Here is a 19,318-nt window from a genome sequence, read left to right on the forward strand (position 1 = left end):
CGTGGCTTAGGCATAATAATCACCAAACTTAATCAAGGTAAATTAAGCTTAGTTTATGGATTGAATTTCATCCACGTTATTATGGGTGGCCTAATAAGTTCCATACCCTTGCTTTAATGCGTAGTAATATCACATAATTTCAATCTATTACAAACTAAAAGCTTTTTCATTAGAAAATATATGGCAAAAAAATAAATGATAAAGTCAGCAATGCGCACAAAGTGATCGTTAATATTTCAAAAGTGAATGACCGCTTTGGTGACATAGTTGTCTATCAGGATGAGGATCGGTTTACATCTTCTAAATAGCTGAAATAGTTATTTAAAAACTTTGCACTATCACGTTTTGGGGCACAAAGCGTGATAGTGTTTATATCTTACTTTAATCAAGAATTTGAATTTATAACGGCTGCTTGATCTGCAACTAAATCATTAAATTATCATCTTTTACTTTTGATAATTTGCTCGGCAATACCTTCCATAGTAGACGCTATTATGTCTGGTGTTATATATAAAGGATTATACGGTGCTCCAAACCTGTCAATAAAAGCAGCTTTTAAGCCAGCACTTAATGCCCCATGCGTATCCCAATCATGTGCGGCAACTAATCTAATATCCTTAGCAGGAACAGCCAGTTTATTTACAGCATACTGGTAAGCGTTATTAGACGGTTTGAACGTGCCAGCACTTTCAACAGAAATGGCATCATCAAAATATTCATTTAAGCCCGCATTGGTTAGTTGAGACGAAAGTAAACTTGATGAAGAGTTTGAAAAAGCAATAAGAGTAAAGCCAGCCGCACGTAATTTTACCAACGCTGGTTTTATATCACTATGTGCTGGCAGGCTCGCTAATGTATTAAGTATGTTAGCGTACTCTTCATCAGACAATGTTAGTGCTAATCGACCCGCTATCGATTTTAATGCGGCTAATGCCAAACTTTTAAAGTCTGTTTTAACATCAGTGACTAAACATACTGTTGAAGAATGCAGTAGCATTGAAAACCATCTATCCATATGGTTTTCATCACCAAAATATTGTTTAAATGTAGGTTTTAAAATACTTAGGTTTAATACAGTCTCGTTTATATCAAATAAAATCACTTGATGATTCATACCAACTCCACAAATTAGCTAAAGGAAAAATGACAACGGGTAGTGATTAAAAATATCGTCAATTTTGACCTTAAATAGGCGTTCAACACTACTCATTTTGGTAAAGATACGCAAGCCTGTAATTTGAATTTGTACATTAATCGTTAGGTATTTCGCGTTTTTATCTTTGTCTATAACACCTAATCTTTGAACTGCTTGTATTAATAACACAAACTCATTAGCAATCTCGCTTAAATGGTCTTTGGTGACATCGATTAGATCGTGAACATCTTAATAAGTCCTCAATAAGAGATGAGCAACAAACGCGATTTTTTAACATCTCGTGAAATAAAAAATGAGAATCAATAGCGATTTAACACGTTATTTACGGTTAAAGCCGGTATAAGCAATATGAAACTAACTCGTATATTAAATTTTATATCGACGCTAAAGAAATTAAATTTCCTTATTCAAATAGCCAATAATAGCCGTAAGCAGCGGTTAATGCAGGAATGGTAGAGTAAAGAGTTGCAACCAATGCAACTTGTGGTGATAACGCAATAGCAGGAAATAAGGCATCGCCATCGTTGCTAATAGCATTACCTATTTGTGCTGATAATGGGATAGCACCAGATAAATACAAAGAAGTTGTTATAATTTGAGGGCCACAACCAGGGATCACGCCAACTAAAACGCCAATTAATGGCGAGAGCGCACTGTATTCAATGAATATAGCGGCTAATTGCAAATCGCCATAGCGCATTGCCAATTCAAAAACGATAAACGCCACGACAACCCAACAAACAACAAAATTAGTATCTAAAGCGACTTTTTGAAAGACTTTATCATGCCTTGATTTTTTATCCTCAGCGACAATTGATTCAAAATTAGTGACTTCACTAGTAATAGCCCACAATATAATTAACACTAAGCATAAAGCTGCCCCTATCATTTGCAATGTTACATTATTCAGGCCAATTAACGAGGCAACATCAACCTGACCTGCAAATAAAAAACTAATGACGACACAAGGTATTAACAACCATTGCCATAAGAGGCCTTGTATTTTTAAGGCTTTAGGTAACTCTTTTCCTATAGGAGTGGCTTTTTCGGAAATTGTTAGTTCCTTTACCGTTTGACGTAAAAAGCTAGGAGCATGTATTGCATTAACAATAACACCAGATAAAATACCAACACATAAACATATAGCAACGACCATTAAACCTGTTACAGGCTTTGTTGCTAGTATAAGAAATGCGGCATCCCCCATTGTGGCAGTTAAAACCGCAACAACAGATCCAAAGCCCATTTGACCTTTTACAAATTGAGTAATGACAATAATGGCACCACCGCACCCAGGTAACACTCCCATGGCACTTGCGGTTAGCACTTCATAAATAGGCTTACGTTCACCCTTTTTACTAACGTATAAACAGCTAAGCTTATTGGCAAATAAATGATAAATAGCTAATGTAAAGGCGACAAAAACAGCTACTTGCCAAAAAGCATCAGCAAGTACGGTAAGCATAAGATCATGCGTTTTTGGCTGAAATAGCAGAATACAAAGAAAAACCGGTAATAGCATTCTACGATAACAAGGTAGCGATACCTTATTTGTTAAATTATAAGCTTTAGCTAATACAAAATTGAGTGAATGATTCATCATTGACTCTTTTTAAGTTTAGACATCCCTATAACTAGCCCAAAACATTGGGTTTTATTATCTGGTTTTAATTTTTCAGCAGATAAACTGCCACTCTTTTTATTTTTTACAGTTAACAATTTAAGCACAACCATTAAATCGACTTTAGTACTGGGTAGCTTAAAGATTCTGCTGGTGGATAAGGGCAAATAGCACGATAAACTTCAACGCCTTTAGTTTCCCAAAAGATTTCAACAAACTGATTTACTTTATCTAATAGTTTTACACTAGCTTCACGATTTATGCTTTGTTTCGCCTTAGAAGCTGCCAACATAATTTCATGTGTTAGTGCGTGCAAATTTTGATGACTATCTAATTGAGGTTGCTTTATATAATCTCCCCAAATAATAAGTATCTCTTCTTTTACTTTATTTCCATGTGCTTCTTTTTCATTAACTAAACGAATAAATGTCGCTTGTTGCTCGAGAGTTAACGATTCACAGTCTTTTAATTCATTTAACAAATCAACCATTCTGATCATTGTAAGCACTGCTAGTTGTGCTGTAATAGGATCATAAATTTTACAAGGTATATCACAATGCGCGACAGCTTGATCGAAGGGATATTTAGTATCAATTTTAGCTAATAGATCAAAAATCATTATAAGTACCTTACTTTTTCTTGTTAAAAAAACGGTGCTTTTTTGTAAATTGATAAATAATTAAACCAATACCAATAACGAGAGGAGCAACCCAGAGTAAATGAATGAGCCCTGCCATAGGATCACTATGATCATGACCTGAATGCGAAAAGCTTGGAGCAGAAACTGATAACAATAAAATGACGATATATAACCTAAACATCTAATTTTCCTTTTTAGTATTAATGAATAACGTTTTCTTGTTGCTGTAGTAATAATTTTAATGAGTCAAACCTGCCAATGCAGTTATCACAAATGACGTGCTTTTTGTTGAACAGTAGTATGGGAGATAGTGTTAATGAAAGGCCTTTAAAAGCAATTAACTTAATGTCTTCATCATCTACTTTAGCGTTAGTTACTTCTAACAGGTATTCGTGGGGAACCATCAAAAACCTTAATGCTAAACTGATGTTTCCTTGATGTTCATAAAGCGCAGACAAGTTATTACATGAACAAACCCAAGCCATTAACGTGTCAGCACACATAGGATTATTACGATAAGAAAAAGCTAATAAGTCATATGCTTCGCTATAAAAATATTCAGTTTTACTCCATTCCTTCTCATGAAAGCAATGATTACCAAGCTTTAGCAGCGACTGCCATTGTTGATGTTCCATTTATGCTACCTCACTGATTTATTATTTTTAAATGATCGCAGATCATTCGAAGCAATACTTTATTGCCCTATTTAATAGGAATATTTCACCCCTTAAAAAACAAATGATAATCACTCTCATTTGTATTTGCAAGTTTAATTTGATCTTTTATAACAAAATGGTAAATAAAAGCGTGCGCCAATAAAAGAATTGTTACTCAGTTAGACTGTTTGATTTAGTGATATTTATTTAATGGTTGTAGTATTAATCTCTATACACAAACTTTTCTTCATAATAAATTGAAGACCGGTAATCTTTAAAAGCCTAGTATTAATAATGTACACAGACAGTTGATTCAATAACCATTATTAATGATATTCATACTACTTGACTATATTAGGTACAACATTTAAATTAAAAATACGAATAATAAAAATATAACTATATTCATATAAAGAATACTAAATATGATATTAATAATAATAAATTGGGGTTAGTGGGGAGATTTAATGAAAATAGATTTAAACTTATTTGTGGTATTTGAAGCCATATATTGCGAAGGAAATATTACTAAGGCGGGCTCAGCACTTAACTTATCACAACCAGCAATTAGTCATTCATTAAGTAAACTGCGTGATCATTTTGGTGATCCTTTGTTTGTTCGCCAAGGTAATAAGATGCGCCCAACCGCAGTAGCCAATAATGTGATTGCTGATGTTCGAGAAGCCTTACGACAATTACAAGTATGTTTAGCACAATCTCGTCAATTTGAGCCTTCAATATCGCGTAAAAGTTTTAATATTTCATTACATGGCACCCTAGAAGCGTCTTATCTTCCGCCATTGATGCAGCGTTTAAAAAAAGAAGCACCATTAATTAAGCTTCAGAGTAGTAGACGGGTAAATCGTAGTAATATAGAAAATAAACTTGTTAGTGGTGATATTGACTTGGCGATAGATACACTTTTACCTGTTAGCGAAAACATTTCACATACCAAGTTAGAACAAAGTGAGCTAGTGGTTCTTGCTCGAAAAAATCACCCCGATATACAATCGACTCTAAGTTTGGACGAATATCTTGCCCAAGATCACGTGTTAGTATCATCTCGTTCAGTGGGTACAAGTATTGAAGACTTTGAACTCGCTCGATTAGGGCTCCAACGAAAAATAGGCTTAAGGTGTCAACATTCATTCTCAGCTTGCAGAGTTATTACAAATAACAATATGCTATTTACCATAACAAAAGTTACCGCAATGATGTACGCTCAATTACTTGATTTAGTTATTTTTCCTTTACCGGTGAGTTTACCTGATGTTGATGTTCATTTGTATTGGCACAATAAAGTAGATTTAGATCCTGCAAATAAATGGTTAAGAAATAAAATAATTTTATCTGTTTCCGAACTCTAAAATAATCTAGAGACAAGAAAGAGGCCTGCTATCGGCCTCTTTTTTACGTTTGTATTGCCTTTATCCATTAAATGAACAACGATTAACTTTATACTTTCTCTAATGAAATAGGAATAGATTTATAGGTTGGCGTGCCACAATCATCGGCAATACTTTCAAGGGGCACCAAAGGATTCGTTTCAGGGTAGTAAGCGGCTACGCAACCTTGTGGTATAGTATACTCAACCACTTTAAAGCTTTCGACTGAACGTTCAATATCATCGTTTGAAATTGTGGTAAGTTTAACATAATCCCCCTGCTCTAACGATAATGCTTTCATATCGTCAGCATTGACAAAAATAACTTTACGCTCGCCATAAACACCTCGGTAACGATCATCCATACCATAAATGGTTGTATTATATTGATCATGAGAACGTAGCGTTTGTAATGTCAGCACCATATTATCAGTTCTATCTTTCACCTTTTCATGCGCTAACTCTTCGGGTAATGAGGCTGTTGAGAACATCGCTTTTTTAGTTGGCGTGTTCCATTGACGCTTCGCTGCGGGGTTGGTTAAATAAAAACCTCGTCTCGCTTTTATTTGCTCATTATATTGTTCAAATCCAGGAATAACCTCGCTAATATCTTCACGGATATAAGCATAATCACTGGCTAACTTATGCCAATTCACGACTTTATCGCCCACAGAAGCTGCTGCTATTCCTGCAATAATTGCTGTTTCTGAACGTAAGTGCACAGAGGCTGGTTCATTTTGCCCTCGTGAACTATGTACCATACTCATAGAATCTTCTACGGTAATACATTGTTCACCGCTTTGTTGAGTATCTATTTCAGTTCGACCTAAACAAGGGAGAATCAGTGCTTTTTTTCCTGTCATCAGATGACTACGATTAAGTTTAGTACTAATTTGAACCGTTAAATCACATTGCGATAATGCCGTATATATACGTTTAGTATCAGGAGTAGCAGCAGCAAAATTGCCACCTAATGCAATAAAAACTTTAGCTTTATTGGCTAACATTGCGTGAATTGATTCAACGGTGTTAAAACCATCATCACGAGGAACGCTAAACGAATATTTTTGTGCTAATGCATCAAGAAAGTCCATAGACGGTTTTTCATTAATACCAACTGTACGGTTACCTTGTACATTTGAATGTCCACGCACAGGACATGCACCAGCTCCTGTTTTACCAATATTGCCTCTTAACATCAGTACATTAACAATTTCTCTTACTGTCGCCACTGAGTGACTATGTTGAGTAATTCCCATTGCCCATGTAAAAATTGCTTTCTTACTACTTACATAGATATCGGTTATTTGATCAATATCTTCTCTTGTTAAGCTACATTGGCTAATTATTTTATCCCATGAGCTTAATTCAACACTGCGTTTATATGCTTCAAAGTCTTGACAATGTTCATTAATAAATTCCATATCGAGTACTGATTTATCTTGTTCAAATCTTTCAAATAAACTTTTTGCTACACCACGTAATAAGGCCATATCACCACCTAATCGCGGTGTAAAATAATATTGGCTAATTTTAGTGCCTGTAAAAAGAATCATTTCTTTTGCACTTTGTGGATCTGAGAACTTTTCTAAGCCGCGCTCTTTTAAATTATTAATCGAAACAATCGTAGCACCGCGCTTACTTGCTTTACGTAATGTGCCCAACATACGCGGGTGATTAGTTCCTGGGTTTTGACCAAAAACAAAAATAGCATCCGCTTTATTAAAGTCTTCCATGGTAACGGTACCTTTACCAGTACCAAGGCTATTTGTCATGCCTACTCCCGATGCCTCATGACACATGTTAGAGCAATCAGGAAAATTATTAGTGCCAAGTACTCGACCAAATAATTGATACATATAGGCAACTTCATTACTTGCTCGACCCGATGTATATAATAATGCTTCATTAGGCGAAGACAAATCAGCAAGGCTATCGGCAACTATACTAAAGGCTTTATTCCAACTAACTGGTTGATAATGATCGCTCTCGCCATCATAAAACATTGGTTCAGTTAAGCGGCCACTTTTTTCAAGTGAGTGATCATCCCAGCTTTTTAATTCTGTTATTGAATGTTGCTTAAAAAAAGTAGCATCAACACGTTTACTAGTTGCTTCCCACGCAATTGCTTTTACACCGTTTTCACAAAAATCTATTTTGCCAGCCGTTGATGAATCCCCCCAAGCACAACCAGGGCAATCAAAGCCTCCTGGTTGATTTGCTCGAAGTAAGGCTTTTACGCCCTTCATAGCATTTTCACTTTGAATAATATGTTTAGCTGAACTTTTCAGTGCGCCCCAACCACCGGCAGCAGGAGAATAGGCTGGGTTATTTGAATTTGTTTTAGACATGTAATATCTCTTTTAAACGAATCGTGTTATTTCCCAGATTGAAAAAATAGCAGTTCGCTTGCGAGCAGAGCTAACAGTTAAATCAATTGGGTTTTCATAATGAAACTAAGGCTGATAAGCATACACAAGCGACGGTAGAAATTAAATAATGGCTGCATTGATTTGTAATAAGACGATAAATCAATTAACGATATAGTGCTGCTTATTGGTATCTTAGCTAAGTAATTTTAGTCGAATTTAATTGTGTTATATTTTAAAAAATAACTCAATTAAATTCGACTTTTGCTGCTTTAATTTAAACATTGATTTAATAAATTTTACTTATTAAATTTTTTATTGTTTAATTAGCTTTTGGAAATATATAAATGCAATAAGAACTGTACCTTTGTCAAGCATAAACTGGTATACACAGTGCTATTTTAGTATGAGGTTGTATCAATAATTTATTTTGTCGGTAACTCAGCAGTGAGTACCCAATAATAATTTAACTCCTTCATTTTCTTTGTAAAGTCTTCAAACTTTAACGGTTTAGTAACAAAACCACTAGCGCCTAAACCATAACATTCTTTTATTTCTGGTGACGTGTTTGACGTACTAATCATCACCACAGGAATATCTTTGAGCAGAGCGTCTTCTTTCATTATTTTTAAGGTAGCAATACCACTTTGTTTAGGCATTCTAATATCTAAAAATACAATATCAGGGCGAGTAAATTTATGAAGATCTTCAAATGGAGCTTCGTTTCTTAGGTAAGCAATAGCCTCCTCACCATCCATTACATGCGTTATTGAATTTTTAATATTAAATTCATTGAAAGCATCCATCATCAATTCTGCATGATCAATATTGTCTTCTACCATTAATGCCGACATTAGCTTAAGATTATCCACGTTACGTCCTCTAGTGGTTTAATTAATTTTAAAACAACCTTTTAATTACTAAAATGTGTAATCATTCTTTGTTAAATTTTAGGATAAATTGACTACCAACACCTAACTCTGAATGTGCCTCAATACTGCCATTATGATGCTCAATAATACGCTTAACGATACTTAACCCTAAACCTGAACCGCCAAATTTCATGCCATTGGCAAGGCGATTAAATGGTGAAAATATTTTTTGTACATGTTTTTGCTCGAAACCAATACCATTATCTTTCAAAATAACATCAACATGATTGCCATGCGCTCGCACAGATATATCAATAATAGGGTAACCATTATTAAACTTTATACTATTAACAATTAAATTTTGGAACAATATTTGAAGTAAAGTACTATTGCCTTGAATAGTCGTTAATTCATTAGGTATATTTAATTCGAAATCTACTTGCAGAGCACCTTTAAGGGAAGAAGTTACATTTTCAATCACTGACTTTACGCAAACGGACTCAAAAACCTGATCGGTATAACCTACAGACAGGTAACTATGCAAATTAGATACTAATTTATGTACTTCTGTTGTACTTTTTTCAATATACTCAAACCACTTCAATTCCGTTGGTGTGCAGCTAGTTCGTTCCATTAAGTCTGATTTTAATGATCTTGATACGCCCATTATACGGGTAATATGCCCGTTAAAATCATGAGATAAGCTAGCACAAAATACTTGCATATCTTGGTTGTATCCCGCCACTATTTTTTGATGACGGAATCGCTCAATAGCATATAAACATGTTTTATAAAGTAAAGCAGGAGTTAAAGAGTCTTTTGGTAAATAGTCTTGTATCCCTTTTTTCAGCAAATTTCGTGCAACATCACTACTGTTTAATGATGTTAATGTCACTATAGGTAATGGATTAGTTTGTGAACTTAGCCATTCTACGGTTTCAATTATAGTTGAATCGGGAAGTTGTAAATCACACAAGCATATATCAAAATTTTCTGATAATAGTAAACGCTTCCCTTTAGTTAAGGTATCAGCCCGAACTACCTCCACATCTATTTCCGTAATCGACATAAATGCATCGTCAATAATATCAAAATGATCAGTGTTATCTTCTATAATTATCACTCGCATGCTTTATGTAATCCGTTGTTATTTTTTTAAGAGTACATTTAATAGTTCAAAATTAGACAATATTAATATGTGCTGCTAGTGTAAAGGTACATAATAAAATGTATATTTATTAAGCATAGTCATATATTAATTTAAAGTACAAACTCTTAGTAAATAAAAACACTTTAGGGTGATTAAAATATTTTCGTGTATATATTTTTAACTTTTCCAACGACAGTTTTTTCATTTTTACTTAGAAAATAATTACTTAAAACGTCTAAAAGTTATGCTTAAAAGGATTTATTCTGCAATGAAAATACTGATTGTTGATGATAATGAAATTGATATCGCACTTGCAAAAAGAGCGCTAGGAACATCTTTAGAAAATAATTATGAAATCAAAGGAACTGATTGTGTAGCAAAAGCGCTTGTATTAATCGATGAAGAAGTATTCGATATTATATTACTTGACTATCATATGCCTGAAATTAATGGTATTGAAATGATTATTGAGATGCGTTCACGTCCCAATTTAGGTAATACAGCAATTATTGTTATTAGTGCCGCAGAAGATATATCAATCGCCCTCAATTGTATTGAAGCTGGTGCACAAGACTTTATTCCTAAAAGCGACATTTCACATATTAAGCTATCTCAAGCAATTATTCACTCTAAAAAGCGCTTTGAAATGGAACAAAGAATGCAGGAAAGTTATTTGGCCTTAAAGAATATGGCTGAAACTGATCAATTAACTGGCTTACATAATCGTCATTATTTCGATGAAACGTTAAACATTATGATTGCTAATAGTGATCGTTTAAAGCTTTCTGTTGGCATGCTCATTTTAGATCTAGATGATTTTAAGCATATTAATGATTCATTAGGTCATCACGCTGGAGACATACTTCTAGTTGAGTTAGTCGCTAGAGTCAAAAATTGCCTAAGAATCAACGATGGCTTTGCCCGACTAGGCGGTGACGAATTTGCAATAACCTTAGCGAATATAAACTCTGCAGAAGAAGTTAATATGATTGCTAGTCGTATTTTACAATCATTTCAACAGCCTTTCTTAATCGATGGTCAGAGAATGGACTGTACAGTGAGCATTGGTGCGGCGTTATACCCAGATGATGCAAATAGCCATGATCAACTAATGAAATATGCCGACGTCGCCATGTATAGAGCAAAAAAGAATGGTAAAAACACACTATGCTTTTATGAATTACATTATCAAAATGAATTTAACCGTCGTTTCTTTATCAGAAATGAAATGAATGAAATAATTAAGAACTCATCCTTTCGCTTATTTTATCAACCTATTTTTTGTGCCAACAGTGAAAACATTAAAGGCGTTGAAGCTCTTATTAGGTGGCCTGACACCCCAAACTCATATACCCCAGATGAGTTTATCCCTATTGCAGAAGAAACACGTTTAATTCATGACTTAGGCCAATGGGTCATCGACACAGCCTTAGCTAATTTAGCATCATGGCAGACTAAGTATGATAACAATTTTACCTTAGCAATTAACATTTCAGCAATCCAATTACAAAATGCTCAACTGACTCAAAAAATTAAATATGCAGCACAAAAATATGGAGTTAAACCTGACACTATCATATTAGAAATCACTGAAACCGCTTTACTTGACAACGATAATATTACTCGACAAACACTCAATTCCCTTTCATCTGCAGGCTTTAAAATTGCCTTGGATGATTTTGGTATGGGATTTTCCTCAATATCACATTTAAACAATTATCCCATTGATATCGTTAAATTAGATAAAACATTGCAAGAAGATGAATTAAATACTGATAAAAAGAATAGCTTATTAGAAGCCGTAACTCTTATGTTAAAGTTACTAAACTTTACCGTAGTTGCCGAAGGCATTGAAACGAAAAACCAGCTAAAGGTTTGCCGTAAACTTAAAATTGATAAATTTCAAGGATACCTCCTTGGCATGCCCATGCCTGCCGATTTATTAGAAGTAAAATTACAGGAACAAAGATAAATAGAAAAGTATTCTTTGTTATCAGATTTATAACAATCTATATAATTGATAAAGGAGCGTTTAGCAATGAAATCTGCACCAATTCTTGACAACGAATCCTCTCGACTGGCGGCTTTAAATGAATATCAGATATTAGATACGCTACCTGAACAAAACTATGACCAACTTACTGAGTTAGCATCAAGTGTTTGTAATATGCCTATTGCCCTTATCTCGTTAATTGATGAGAAACGGCAATGGTTCAAATCTCACCTCGGTGTTACAGTACAAGAAACCCCTCGAGATATTGCGTTTTGTGCGCACGCTATTCACCATGAACAAGTATTCGAAGTAAAAAATGCCGACAAAGATGAGAGATTTCACGATAACCCTTTAGTAACGGGGCCAACTAATATCAAGTTCTATGCTGGAGCACCACTAATAACACCTAACGGTCTTCGGTTAGGTACACTCTGTGTGCTCAACAATAAGCCATCAATATTAACTGATATTCAAAAAAAACAGCTGACAATAATCGCCCAGCAAGTTGTTTTGCAATTAGAGTTGAGAAAAGCTGTGCAAGTTCAAGATAACCTTTTATCTAAATCCAAGGCATTAGCAAAAACACTAAAATCAAAAAATAAAGAGCTAGAACAATTTGTATACGCTGTATCCCATGATTTAAAGTCGCCTTTAGTGACTATTAACGGTTTTACTTCAACATTAGCTAACGAGTTATCAACCTATACATCAGAAAAGCAAAAACATCGCTTCAAAAGAATTATTGAAAATGTAACACATATGGGGACATTACTGAGCAACTTGTTACAACTTTCAAAGATTATGAATACAGAAATAACGAAAACCTCACTTAATGTAACAAAACTCATTGAAAAAAATTGGCAAAGAGTACTGCCTGAATATAAAAAAACGGAATTTACATTAATTATATCCGAGCCTTTACACCTCTTATGGGCAAATAAAACCCTCCTGTCTCAATGTATTGATAATATCTTTAAAAATTCAATTAGATATCAAAGCCATAAACGAGATCTACAAGTAAAAGTATATACTAAAGAATGTAATACTTCTGTTTCACTATTTATCTGTGATAATGGTATTGGTATAGATAAATCAAACCATGAACGAGTGTTTCATATCTTTGAACAAATGAATAAAGATGCGAATACAGGTACAGGGGTTGGCTTGAATATCGTTAAAGCCGCAATGGAAAAGCAAAACGGTACGGTAACACTAATATCTGAATTGCATAAAGGAACGTGTATAGAGCTATGTTTTCCAAAAGCAGAATAACGAACAATTACAATAAGACAAAATAGGAATATAAATACATGAATTCAATAAAATATACACCTATAAAATTTAATAATCTTTCAACAGTTATATTGTTGGTTAGAGAGTTACGTTGTGATCACCCATGAAATCCAACAATATTATACTCGCGACACTACTACTTTTTTTTATTTCACTTGAAATATTTATAGCGTTAAATTTCGTTGCTAAACAAAAAGACATCAGACAGAGCAGAACTGAAATATATGCTTCTCTCATTGAACTTCAAAATCAAATTGGTTATGTCGGCCTAATACATAATTTTAAAAATGCTATTTTACGACCGAATGAGCCTAGCTATCGAGAAAATGCTTTTGAGAATTATCGTATTGCAAAACTTCTATTAAGTAAATTTGAGCGACAAGGCGCTTTAATACTTGGAGAGCTCAACATGCAAGATACAAGAAATATGTTATCTGCTTATAATGAGCATCTTTTATCACTTCCAGAACTCCTTGATAAAGAAATGACCACACATGAGTTAGACAAATTTCTTCGTTATAATGACGAGCCTTCTCACATTGAAATCACCTTGGCATACAATAAGATTACACTCACACTTGAAGCACTAATGACTGATTTAGTAGAGCGTAGTCTTAAATTAAGTCTTATTGTTTTGATTGCACTTCTCATAACATTAGTCGCTATTGTCAGATTCTTTTTTAAAGAACAACAACATAAGCTTAATAAAAGTAATGCATTAAATATTAAAATGGAAACTCAAAAAACAGAGATGACACGCTCACAAGCAACTTTAGTGAGCATCATGAAAGATCTTAAAAAAGAAAAACAACAAGCCAATACGTTAAATAAAAAGTTAATAAATAAAAATAAAGAAATGGAGCAATTTATTTATACTGTATCTCATGATCTTAAATCACCATTGGTTACTATTTCAGCATTCACTCAACAACTGAAATCAGAATTGTTATCAACATTAACCGAAAAGCAAGTGCATCGACTGACTCGCATCATTGAAAATGTTAAAAATATGGAAAGCCTTTTAACTGATTTACTCGATTTATCTCGTATTGTTCAACAAACTATTGCTATTTCTCAAGTTAATGTACAAACAATAATTGAAGAACAATGTCGAGTTCTTGAAGAAGCTATAAATGAGAGCAACGCTACAATAAACATTACCGATAATTTAAATACGGTAGATGCAAACCCACGATTATTCGGTGAAGCATTACTTAACTTATTAAGTAATGCTATCCGCTACCGTAACCCATCGGTCCCTTTAGTAATAGATATATACACACAACAGACCTTATCTTCCACTACCATTTGTGTAAAAGATAATGGTATTGGGATAGACCCTAAATATCACGAATTAGTATTCGCTATATTTGAGAGACTATCAACAACAGATGGAAGTGGTGTCGGCTTAACGATTGTTAAAACAATAATGGATAAGCATAAAGGAAAAGTATTAATTGAATCTACATTAGGCAGTGGCTCTTGTTTCTGTCTTGAGTTCCCCAACATCGACAACAATAAAAATGATGACAAGACAGTAAACAGCTAAAATCGTATATTGCGCTAGTAATATATAAAACATATAAGCACTTAATAATATAAACAATACCTAATGTTAACCGAGTTTTTATGGGAGAAATAACGTAAAATAAAAAGTTAATCGCTAGTAAAATAAACAAAGACCAAACGCACAATGGAATATAACCAAAATATTTTTTCACTCTTACCTATAGCCCTCCAAATCACCGCGCCAATATTTATCTTAATAACGTTAGGTACATGGTTATTTCATATAAAATTCATTAATAAAGAGTTTATTCGTATCTCGTCTAAATTCATTTTCAATATTGGTCTACCCATTATCTTATTTACCAGTACTGCATCTCATGATTTTAAACAACTTATTAATGTTTCCCATATTGCATTAATATTATTAACTACCGTTATTGTATTCATTATAAGCCATTATACGGCATTCAAGTTTGTTGGTGCTGACCGGGATAAAGGGGTTTTTGTTCAAGGAGCTTTTAGAGGTAATTTAATTATTGTAGGTTTAGCTTTATGTGCGAATGCTTATCCGGATAAAGGCATTGCTATCGCGACAATACCAACAGCAGCAACGATTATTGTATATAATTTACTGTCTATTTTTACCCTTAATAATAGCTTAAATCAGCAAAGTGGCTCTATTAAAAAAAATATTCAAGATATTATTAAAAACCCATTAATTATTGGAATAACCGCGGGTTTAGTTGCAAACTTAATAGGTTTCAAAACCCCTGCTCTAATTTTACAAAGTAACCAGTATATTGCACAAATGACTCTACCTTTAGCGTTAATCGCCATTGGTGGGTCATTAAATTTTCAACAATTAAAGCAAAACTTGAAGCCTGCCTTGATGGCAAGTTTTGGTAAGATTATTTTAAGCCCACTAATTTTGGTAATATTGCTATTTATTTTACCAATCGATCCTAAAGCAGCTGGTGTGTTATTTTTGTTAACAGCGTCACCCACAGCAACAGCTAGTTTAATTATGGTAGAAGCGATGGGCGGCAACGCTGATTTAGCAGCGAAAATAATCATACTATCAACATTAATCTCTCTTCTCACTGTAACTATTGGTTTTGCTCTATTGGTATCTACAGGTTTAATCGCTATTAGTTGATCTAAAATCATTTAATTTTAAAGTTAGTTAGTAGCGAACTATTAACTAACTTTAAAAGTTTCAACCAGTTGCTGTAATTTCTCAGCCATTATATCTACTTGCTTAGAGCTTTCAGTAAGCTCTTGAAGAAATTCAGCCATATGCTCAGTCACTTGTGTTACTTGACTTGCTGTTTCACCATTACGAGCACCTATCCTTTCAATAACACGAATAACCTCACACATTTATCAAAAAAATAAGCAATCTGCTATTACTGCAAAGTATCTCTGAGCTTAAACTTTTAAGGGATGCAGCTAAAAGTAACTACAAGAGTAAATTATGTTGTCAGTAATACCTGTTTCATTAATTAAGTGAACAATTTTATACGTAGAAAAATTGCCAAATACAAAGCATTTATTTCAATAACTAGTTGTTCTAATTATTAAATAAGGATGTAGTTGGTGATTTTAGCAAGTAGAAATAATCACATAGTTAGTGAGATTGGTATAAAGCAGTATGATGGGAGTATTAAATAAAATTATGTTAATAGAAAAATAAAGCTTATAGGTAACAATCAATAAAACTAGGTTAAGTTTGAAAATAAACGATGAATCGTTAAATAATCGAAAGTATTTAAATATAATATATGGGAAATCGGACCAAAAAAAAGAGCTTATATAAGCTCTTGATTTTAAATATAATCTAGTGGTGCGGATGGGGGGACTTGAACCCCCACGACCTAAGTCACCAGCCCCTCAAGCTGGCGCGTCTACCAATTCCGCCACATCCGCGCAAAACTAGGTTTATATTATAACTTGAAAAAGTTAACTCTGATGCTAGTTAGGTATATCGCCATCTTCTACTTTAGTAGCAACATCATCAGCAGTTGGAACGTCTGAGTTTTCACTCATCATAGCTTCCGCACTTTCGATATCGCTTGGAATAGCATCGGTAGGTATAGTTTGTTCGCTAACAGGAACACTTAAGTCATTCCATTCATCAATAGACTTAGTACGATTAGCCGTTAGGTTACCTAAAACTAAACTAATAACAAAAAAGCCAATAGCTAACCAGGTTGTTGTTTTAGTTAAAAAGTTACCTGAACCACCTGAGCCAAAAACTGTTGCTGATGAACCAGCACCAAAAGAGGCACCCATATCAGCACCTTTACCTTGTTGAATTAGCACTAAACCAATTAAGGCTAAGGCGATAAGTACGTAGGCTATAATTAAAACTTGATACAACATTTTTACTTTCCTTTAGCGGCTGAACAAATTATTTTAAATTGTTCAACTTGTAAACTAGCACCACCAATAAGACCACCGTCTATATCAGGTTGTGCGAATAATTCTTCACAGTTTGACGAGTTAACGCTTCCACCGTATAACAAAGGCACTTTATCCGCGACATCTTTATTAGCTTTAGCTAAAAATTGACGAATAAATTTATGTGTTTCTTGTGCCATCTCGTTTGATGCTGTTTTTCCTGTACCTATAGCCCAAACGGGTTCATAGGCAATAACAACATCAATAAATTTTTCTATACCTATTTCATCAATAACAGGCTGTAATTGTGAAGCAAGTACGGTTTCTGTTTGTTCAGTTGCTCGTTCAGCTTCGCTTTCACCAATGCATATAATAGGTGTTAAACCTGCATTGAGTACGGCATTTACTTTATGTGCAACTTGAGTAGAGGTTTCTTGATAATAACGTCTACGTTCAGAATGACCTATAATAACAAATTCTACTGATAATTCCTGCAACATTTTTGTAGAAATTTGACCAGTGTAAGCTCCACTTTGGTGTTCACTAACATTTTGAGCACCAACATGTATAACAGCACTTAAATTATTTGAATTTCTTTTAGCAACAAACTCAGATAAATAAGGGGAACTAGGACAAATAACCACACTAACATTATCTTGTAATTTCACGTTAGTTAAACCAGAAATCATAGTGTCAACTAATGCTAAATCACCATTCATCTTCCAGTTAGCAGCAACGATTGCACGTCTAGCCATATATTATCTCCTATCCACTTTCTAGTGCTTTGTAAATGAAGCCGCGAGATATTAACTAACCTGAGATTAACTTACAAGTACTAAGTTAAAATCAATGAATGATCAATTAAATTTATTGGACAATCGCTGCTTTTATCAGCAAATTTGCTAGCTTGCCAGTTTAACTGACTCTGCAATTTCATTTGCTAAGGCAGTAACTTCTTCAAGTTCGGGGCCTTCTACCATCACTCTAATTAAAGGCTCTGTTCCTGATTTACGTAATAATACTCGTCCACGGCCTGATAATCGAGCATTAACTTTATCAACAGCTGCTTGTACACTTGGTGAATTAATAGGATCACTATCACCGGTAAAGCGTACATTAACCAAAATTTGCGGTAACATAGTCATGCCTTGACGCAATTCAAATAATGATTTTTCTTGCTGTTTAAGTGCTGTTAAAACATTTAAAGCCGCAATAATACCATCACCAGTTGATGTATGACTTAAATTAATAATGTGTCCTGAGTTTTCAGCACCTAACTGCCAGCCTTTCTCTCTTAGTAATTCCATTACATATCGGTCACCTACGTTACTGCGGGCAAAAGGAATGCCTAATTCTTCTAAAGCAAGTTCAAGACCCATATTACTCATTAACGTACCAACAACACCGCCTTGTAAACTACCAGACTGCAAATCGTTACACGCAATAATATAAACGACTTCATCACCATCAATGACATAACCTGTATGGTCAACCATCATTAAGCGATCGCCATCACCATCAAGTGCAATACCAAGATCGGCTTTGTGTTCAACAACCGCCTCACTAACCATCTTCATTGATGTAGCACCACAACCATCATTAATATTAGTGCCATTAGGTGATGTGCCTACTTCAATGACAGTTGCACCTAATTCACGAAAAACATTAGGAGCAATGTGATAAGTAGCACCATGCGCACAATCGACAACAATTGTTAAATTTTCCAGCGAGAGTTGACTTGGAAAGTTACTCTTACAAAACTCAATATAGCGTCCTGCTGCATCTTCAATGCGGCTTGCTTTTCCTAAGTAAGCAGAATCAACACACCCCATAGGTTTATCAAGCTCTGCTTCGATTGCTAACTCAACCTCATCAGGGAGTTTTTCGCCATCTTGTGAGAAAAATTTAATGCCGTTATCATAATAAGGATTATGAGATGCACTAATAACAATCCCTGCCTCAGCACGAAAAGTTTTAGTCAAATAAGCAATACCGGGTGTCGGCATTGGGCCTAATAGGCCTATATCGATGCCTGCTGCTGAAAATCCGGCTTCTAAAGCTGATTCAAGCATATAACCTGAAATACGTGTATCTTTTCCAATAAGTACCTTCTTAGTACCTTGTGCAGCTAATACTTTACCTGCAGCATAGCCTAGTTTCATCACAAACTCAGGTGAAATTGGATACTGACCAACTAAACCACGTATTCCGTCAGTACCAAAATATTTACGACTAGCCATTATTTTTCCTTCTTATTAAATTCTCAATGTATTAG

Annotated in this window: 17 protein-coding genes and 1 tRNA gene; 5 read left to right on the forward strand and 13 right to left on the reverse strand. The window is 34.3% G+C overall.

The genetic code is table 11. From position 1 onward, the window contains the following. Positions 1 to 439 precede the first annotated feature (439 nt). The 5 genes from KO509_RS07755 to KO509_RS07775 form a co-directional block, all read right to left on the reverse strand. Entirely contained in the window at positions 440 to 1,114 is a 675-nt protein-coding gene (locus KO509_RS07755) for a haloacid dehalogenase type II (protein WP_215972714.1), read from the reverse strand. Between the two features lie 445 nt (positions 1,115 to 1,559). Then, on the reverse strand, positions 1,560 to 2,756 hold the full coding sequence (locus KO509_RS07760; protein WP_252727444.1) for a putative manganese transporter: 1,197 nt from the start codon (positions 2,754 to 2,756) through the stop codon (positions 1,560 to 1,562). Between the two features lie 133 nt (positions 2,757 to 2,889). Beyond that, positions 2,890 to 3,396 carry a superoxide dismutase, Ni gene (sodN, locus tag KO509_RS07765; protein WP_215972716.1) on the reverse strand — a complete coding sequence of 169 codons (507 nt, stop codon included), beginning with the start codon at positions 3,394 to 3,396 and terminating at the stop codon, positions 2,890 to 2,892. Between the two features lie 10 nt (positions 3,397 to 3,406). Continuing rightward, the gene (locus tag KO509_RS07770) at positions 3,407 to 3,598 is read right to left on the reverse strand and encodes a hypothetical protein (protein ID WP_215972717.1); all 192 of its coding nucleotides are present in this window, start codon (positions 3,596 to 3,598) and stop codon (positions 3,407 to 3,409) included. A 19-nt stretch (positions 3,599 to 3,617) separates the two neighbouring features. Then, complete coding sequence (locus KO509_RS07775) at positions 3,618 to 4,052, reverse strand: hypothetical protein (protein ID WP_215972718.1); 435 nt, start codon at positions 4,050 to 4,052, stop codon at positions 3,618 to 3,620. A 488-nt stretch (positions 4,053 to 4,540) separates the two neighbouring features. On the opposite strand from KO509_RS07775, the gene KO509_RS07780 reads away from it, so the two are divergent. Beyond that, the gene (locus KO509_RS07780) at positions 4,541 to 5,440 is read left to right on the forward strand and encodes a LysR family transcriptional regulator (RefSeq protein WP_215972719.1); all 900 of its coding nucleotides are present in this window, start codon (positions 4,541 to 4,543) and stop codon (positions 5,438 to 5,440) included. A gap of 88 nt (positions 5,441 to 5,528) precedes the next feature. Here KO509_RS07780 and KO509_RS07785 read toward each other — a convergent pair whose 3' ends face one another. The 3 genes from KO509_RS07785 to KO509_RS07795 all read right to left on the reverse strand — a co-directional run bounded on the left by KO509_RS07785 (position 5,529) and on the right by KO509_RS07795 (position 9,827). Then, a complete protein-coding gene (locus KO509_RS07785; protein WP_215972720.1) occupies positions 5,529 to 7,808 on the reverse strand; it encodes an FdhF/YdeP family oxidoreductase in 2,280 nt (759 codons plus the stop codon). 443 nt (positions 7,809 to 8,251) lie between these two features. After that, the gene (locus tag KO509_RS07790) at positions 8,252 to 8,698 is read right to left on the reverse strand and encodes a response regulator (protein ID WP_215972721.1); all 447 of its coding nucleotides are present in this window, start codon (positions 8,696 to 8,698) and stop codon (positions 8,252 to 8,254) included. Between the two features lie 61 nt (positions 8,699 to 8,759). Next, positions 8,760 to 9,827, reverse strand: a complete 1,068-nt coding sequence (locus KO509_RS07795; protein WP_215972722.1) for a hybrid sensor histidine kinase/response regulator — start codon at positions 9,825 to 9,827, stop codon at positions 8,760 to 8,762. A gap of 289 nt (positions 9,828 to 10,116) precedes the next feature. On the opposite strand from KO509_RS07795, the gene KO509_RS07800 reads away from it, so the two are divergent. From KO509_RS07800 to KO509_RS07815, 4 genes are all read left to right on the forward strand, one after another. Next, positions 10,117 to 11,820: an EAL domain-containing protein gene (locus KO509_RS07800; protein WP_215972723.1), complete on the forward strand. Its 1,704-nt coding sequence runs from the start codon at positions 10,117 to 10,119 to the stop codon at positions 11,818 to 11,820. A gap of 66 nt (positions 11,821 to 11,886) precedes the next feature. Continuing rightward, positions 11,887 to 13,113: a GAF domain-containing sensor histidine kinase gene (locus tag KO509_RS07805; protein WP_215972724.1), complete on the forward strand. Its 1,227-nt coding sequence runs from the start codon at positions 11,887 to 11,889 to the stop codon at positions 13,111 to 13,113. Between the two features lie 124 nt (positions 13,114 to 13,237). Then, on the forward strand, positions 13,238 to 14,683 hold the full coding sequence (locus KO509_RS07810) for an ATP-binding protein (RefSeq protein WP_215972725.1): 1,446 nt from the start codon (positions 13,238 to 13,240) through the stop codon (positions 14,681 to 14,683). Positions 14,684 to 14,827: 144 nt separating this feature from the next. Next, entirely contained in the window at positions 14,828 to 15,799 is a 972-nt protein-coding gene (locus tag KO509_RS07815; protein ID WP_215972726.1) for an AEC family transporter, read from the forward strand. Positions 15,800 to 15,840: 41 nt separating this feature from the next. Here KO509_RS07815 and KO509_RS07820 read toward each other — a convergent pair whose 3' ends face one another. The 5 genes from KO509_RS07820 to glmM all read right to left on the reverse strand — a co-directional run bounded on the left by KO509_RS07820 (position 15,841) and on the right by glmM (position 19,283). Then, positions 15,841 to 16,023, reverse strand: a complete 183-nt coding sequence (locus tag KO509_RS07820; protein WP_215972727.1) for a hypothetical protein — start codon at positions 16,021 to 16,023, stop codon at positions 15,841 to 15,843. Positions 16,024 to 16,484: 461 nt separating this feature from the next. Next, positions 16,485 to 16,569 (reverse strand) — tRNA-Leu (locus KO509_RS07825). Between the two features lie 45 nt (positions 16,570 to 16,614). Further along, a complete protein-coding gene (gene secG / locus KO509_RS07830) occupies positions 16,615 to 17,025 on the reverse strand; it encodes a preprotein translocase subunit SecG (protein ID WP_215972728.1) in 411 nt (136 codons plus the stop codon). A 2-nt stretch (positions 17,026 to 17,027) separates the two neighbouring features. Further along, positions 17,028 to 17,798, reverse strand: a complete 771-nt coding sequence (gene tpiA / locus KO509_RS07835) for a triose-phosphate isomerase (protein ID WP_215972729.1) — start codon at positions 17,796 to 17,798, stop codon at positions 17,028 to 17,030. Positions 17,799 to 17,945: 147 nt separating this feature from the next. Next, the gene (glmM, locus tag KO509_RS07840; protein ID WP_215972730.1) at positions 17,946 to 19,283 is read right to left on the reverse strand and encodes a phosphoglucosamine mutase; all 1,338 of its coding nucleotides are present in this window, start codon (positions 19,281 to 19,283) and stop codon (positions 17,946 to 17,948) included. Positions 19,284 to 19,318: the final 35 nt, after the last annotated feature.

It is taken from the genome of Colwellia sp. C2M11 (assembly GCF_018860915.1).
GTDB lineage: Bacteria > Pseudomonadota > Gammaproteobacteria > Enterobacterales > Alteromonadaceae > Colwellia.

Coding starts and splice junctions, on each gene's coding strand:
- KO509_RS07755 (WP_215972714.1), bottom strand. CDS start 1,114: ATGAATCATCAAGTGATTTTATTTGATATAAACGAGACTGTATTAAAC.
- KO509_RS07760 (WP_252727444.1), bottom strand. CDS start 2,756: ATGAATCATTCACTCAATTTTGTATTAGCTAAAGCTTATAATTTAACA.
- sodN (WP_215972716.1), bottom strand. CDS start 3,396: ATGATTTTTGATCTATTAGCTAAAATTGATACTAAATATCCCTTCGAT.
- KO509_RS07770 (WP_215972717.1), bottom strand. CDS start 3,598: ATGTTTAGGTTATATATCGTCATTTTATTGTTATCAGTTTCTGCTCCA.
- KO509_RS07775 (WP_215972718.1), bottom strand. CDS start 4,052: ATGGAACATCAACAATGGCAGTCGCTGCTAAAGCTTGGTAATCATTGC.
- KO509_RS07780 (WP_215972719.1), top strand. CDS start 4,541: ATGAAAATAGATTTAAACTTATTTGTGGTATTTGAAGCCATATATTGC.
- KO509_RS07785 (WP_215972720.1), bottom strand. CDS start 7,808: ATGTCTAAAACAAATTCAAATAACCCAGCCTATTCTCCTGCTGCCGGT.
- KO509_RS07795 (WP_215972722.1), bottom strand. CDS start 9,827: ATGCGAGTGATAATTATAGAAGATAACACTGATCATTTTGATATTATT.
- KO509_RS07800 (WP_215972723.1), top strand. CDS start 10,117: ATGAAAATACTGATTGTTGATGATAATGAAATTGATATCGCACTTGCA.
- KO509_RS07805 (WP_215972724.1), top strand. CDS start 11,887: ATGAAATCTGCACCAATTCTTGACAACGAATCCTCTCGACTGGCGGCT.
- KO509_RS07810 (WP_215972725.1), top strand. CDS start 13,238: ATGAAATCCAACAATATTATACTCGCGACACTACTACTTTTTTTTATT.
- KO509_RS07815 (WP_215972726.1), top strand. CDS start 14,828: ATGGAATATAACCAAAATATTTTTTCACTCTTACCTATAGCCCTCCAA.
- KO509_RS07820 (WP_215972727.1), bottom strand. CDS start 16,023: ATGTGTGAGGTTATTCGTGTTATTGAAAGGATAGGTGCTCGTAATGGT.
- secG (WP_215972728.1), bottom strand. CDS start 17,025: ATGTTGTATCAAGTTTTAATTATAGCCTACGTACTTATCGCCTTAGCC.
- tpiA (WP_215972729.1), bottom strand. CDS start 17,798: ATGGCTAGACGTGCAATCGTTGCTGCTAACTGGAAGATGAATGGTGAT.
- glmM (WP_215972730.1), bottom strand. CDS start 19,283: ATGGCTAGTCGTAAATATTTTGGTACTGACGGAATACGTGGTTTAGTT.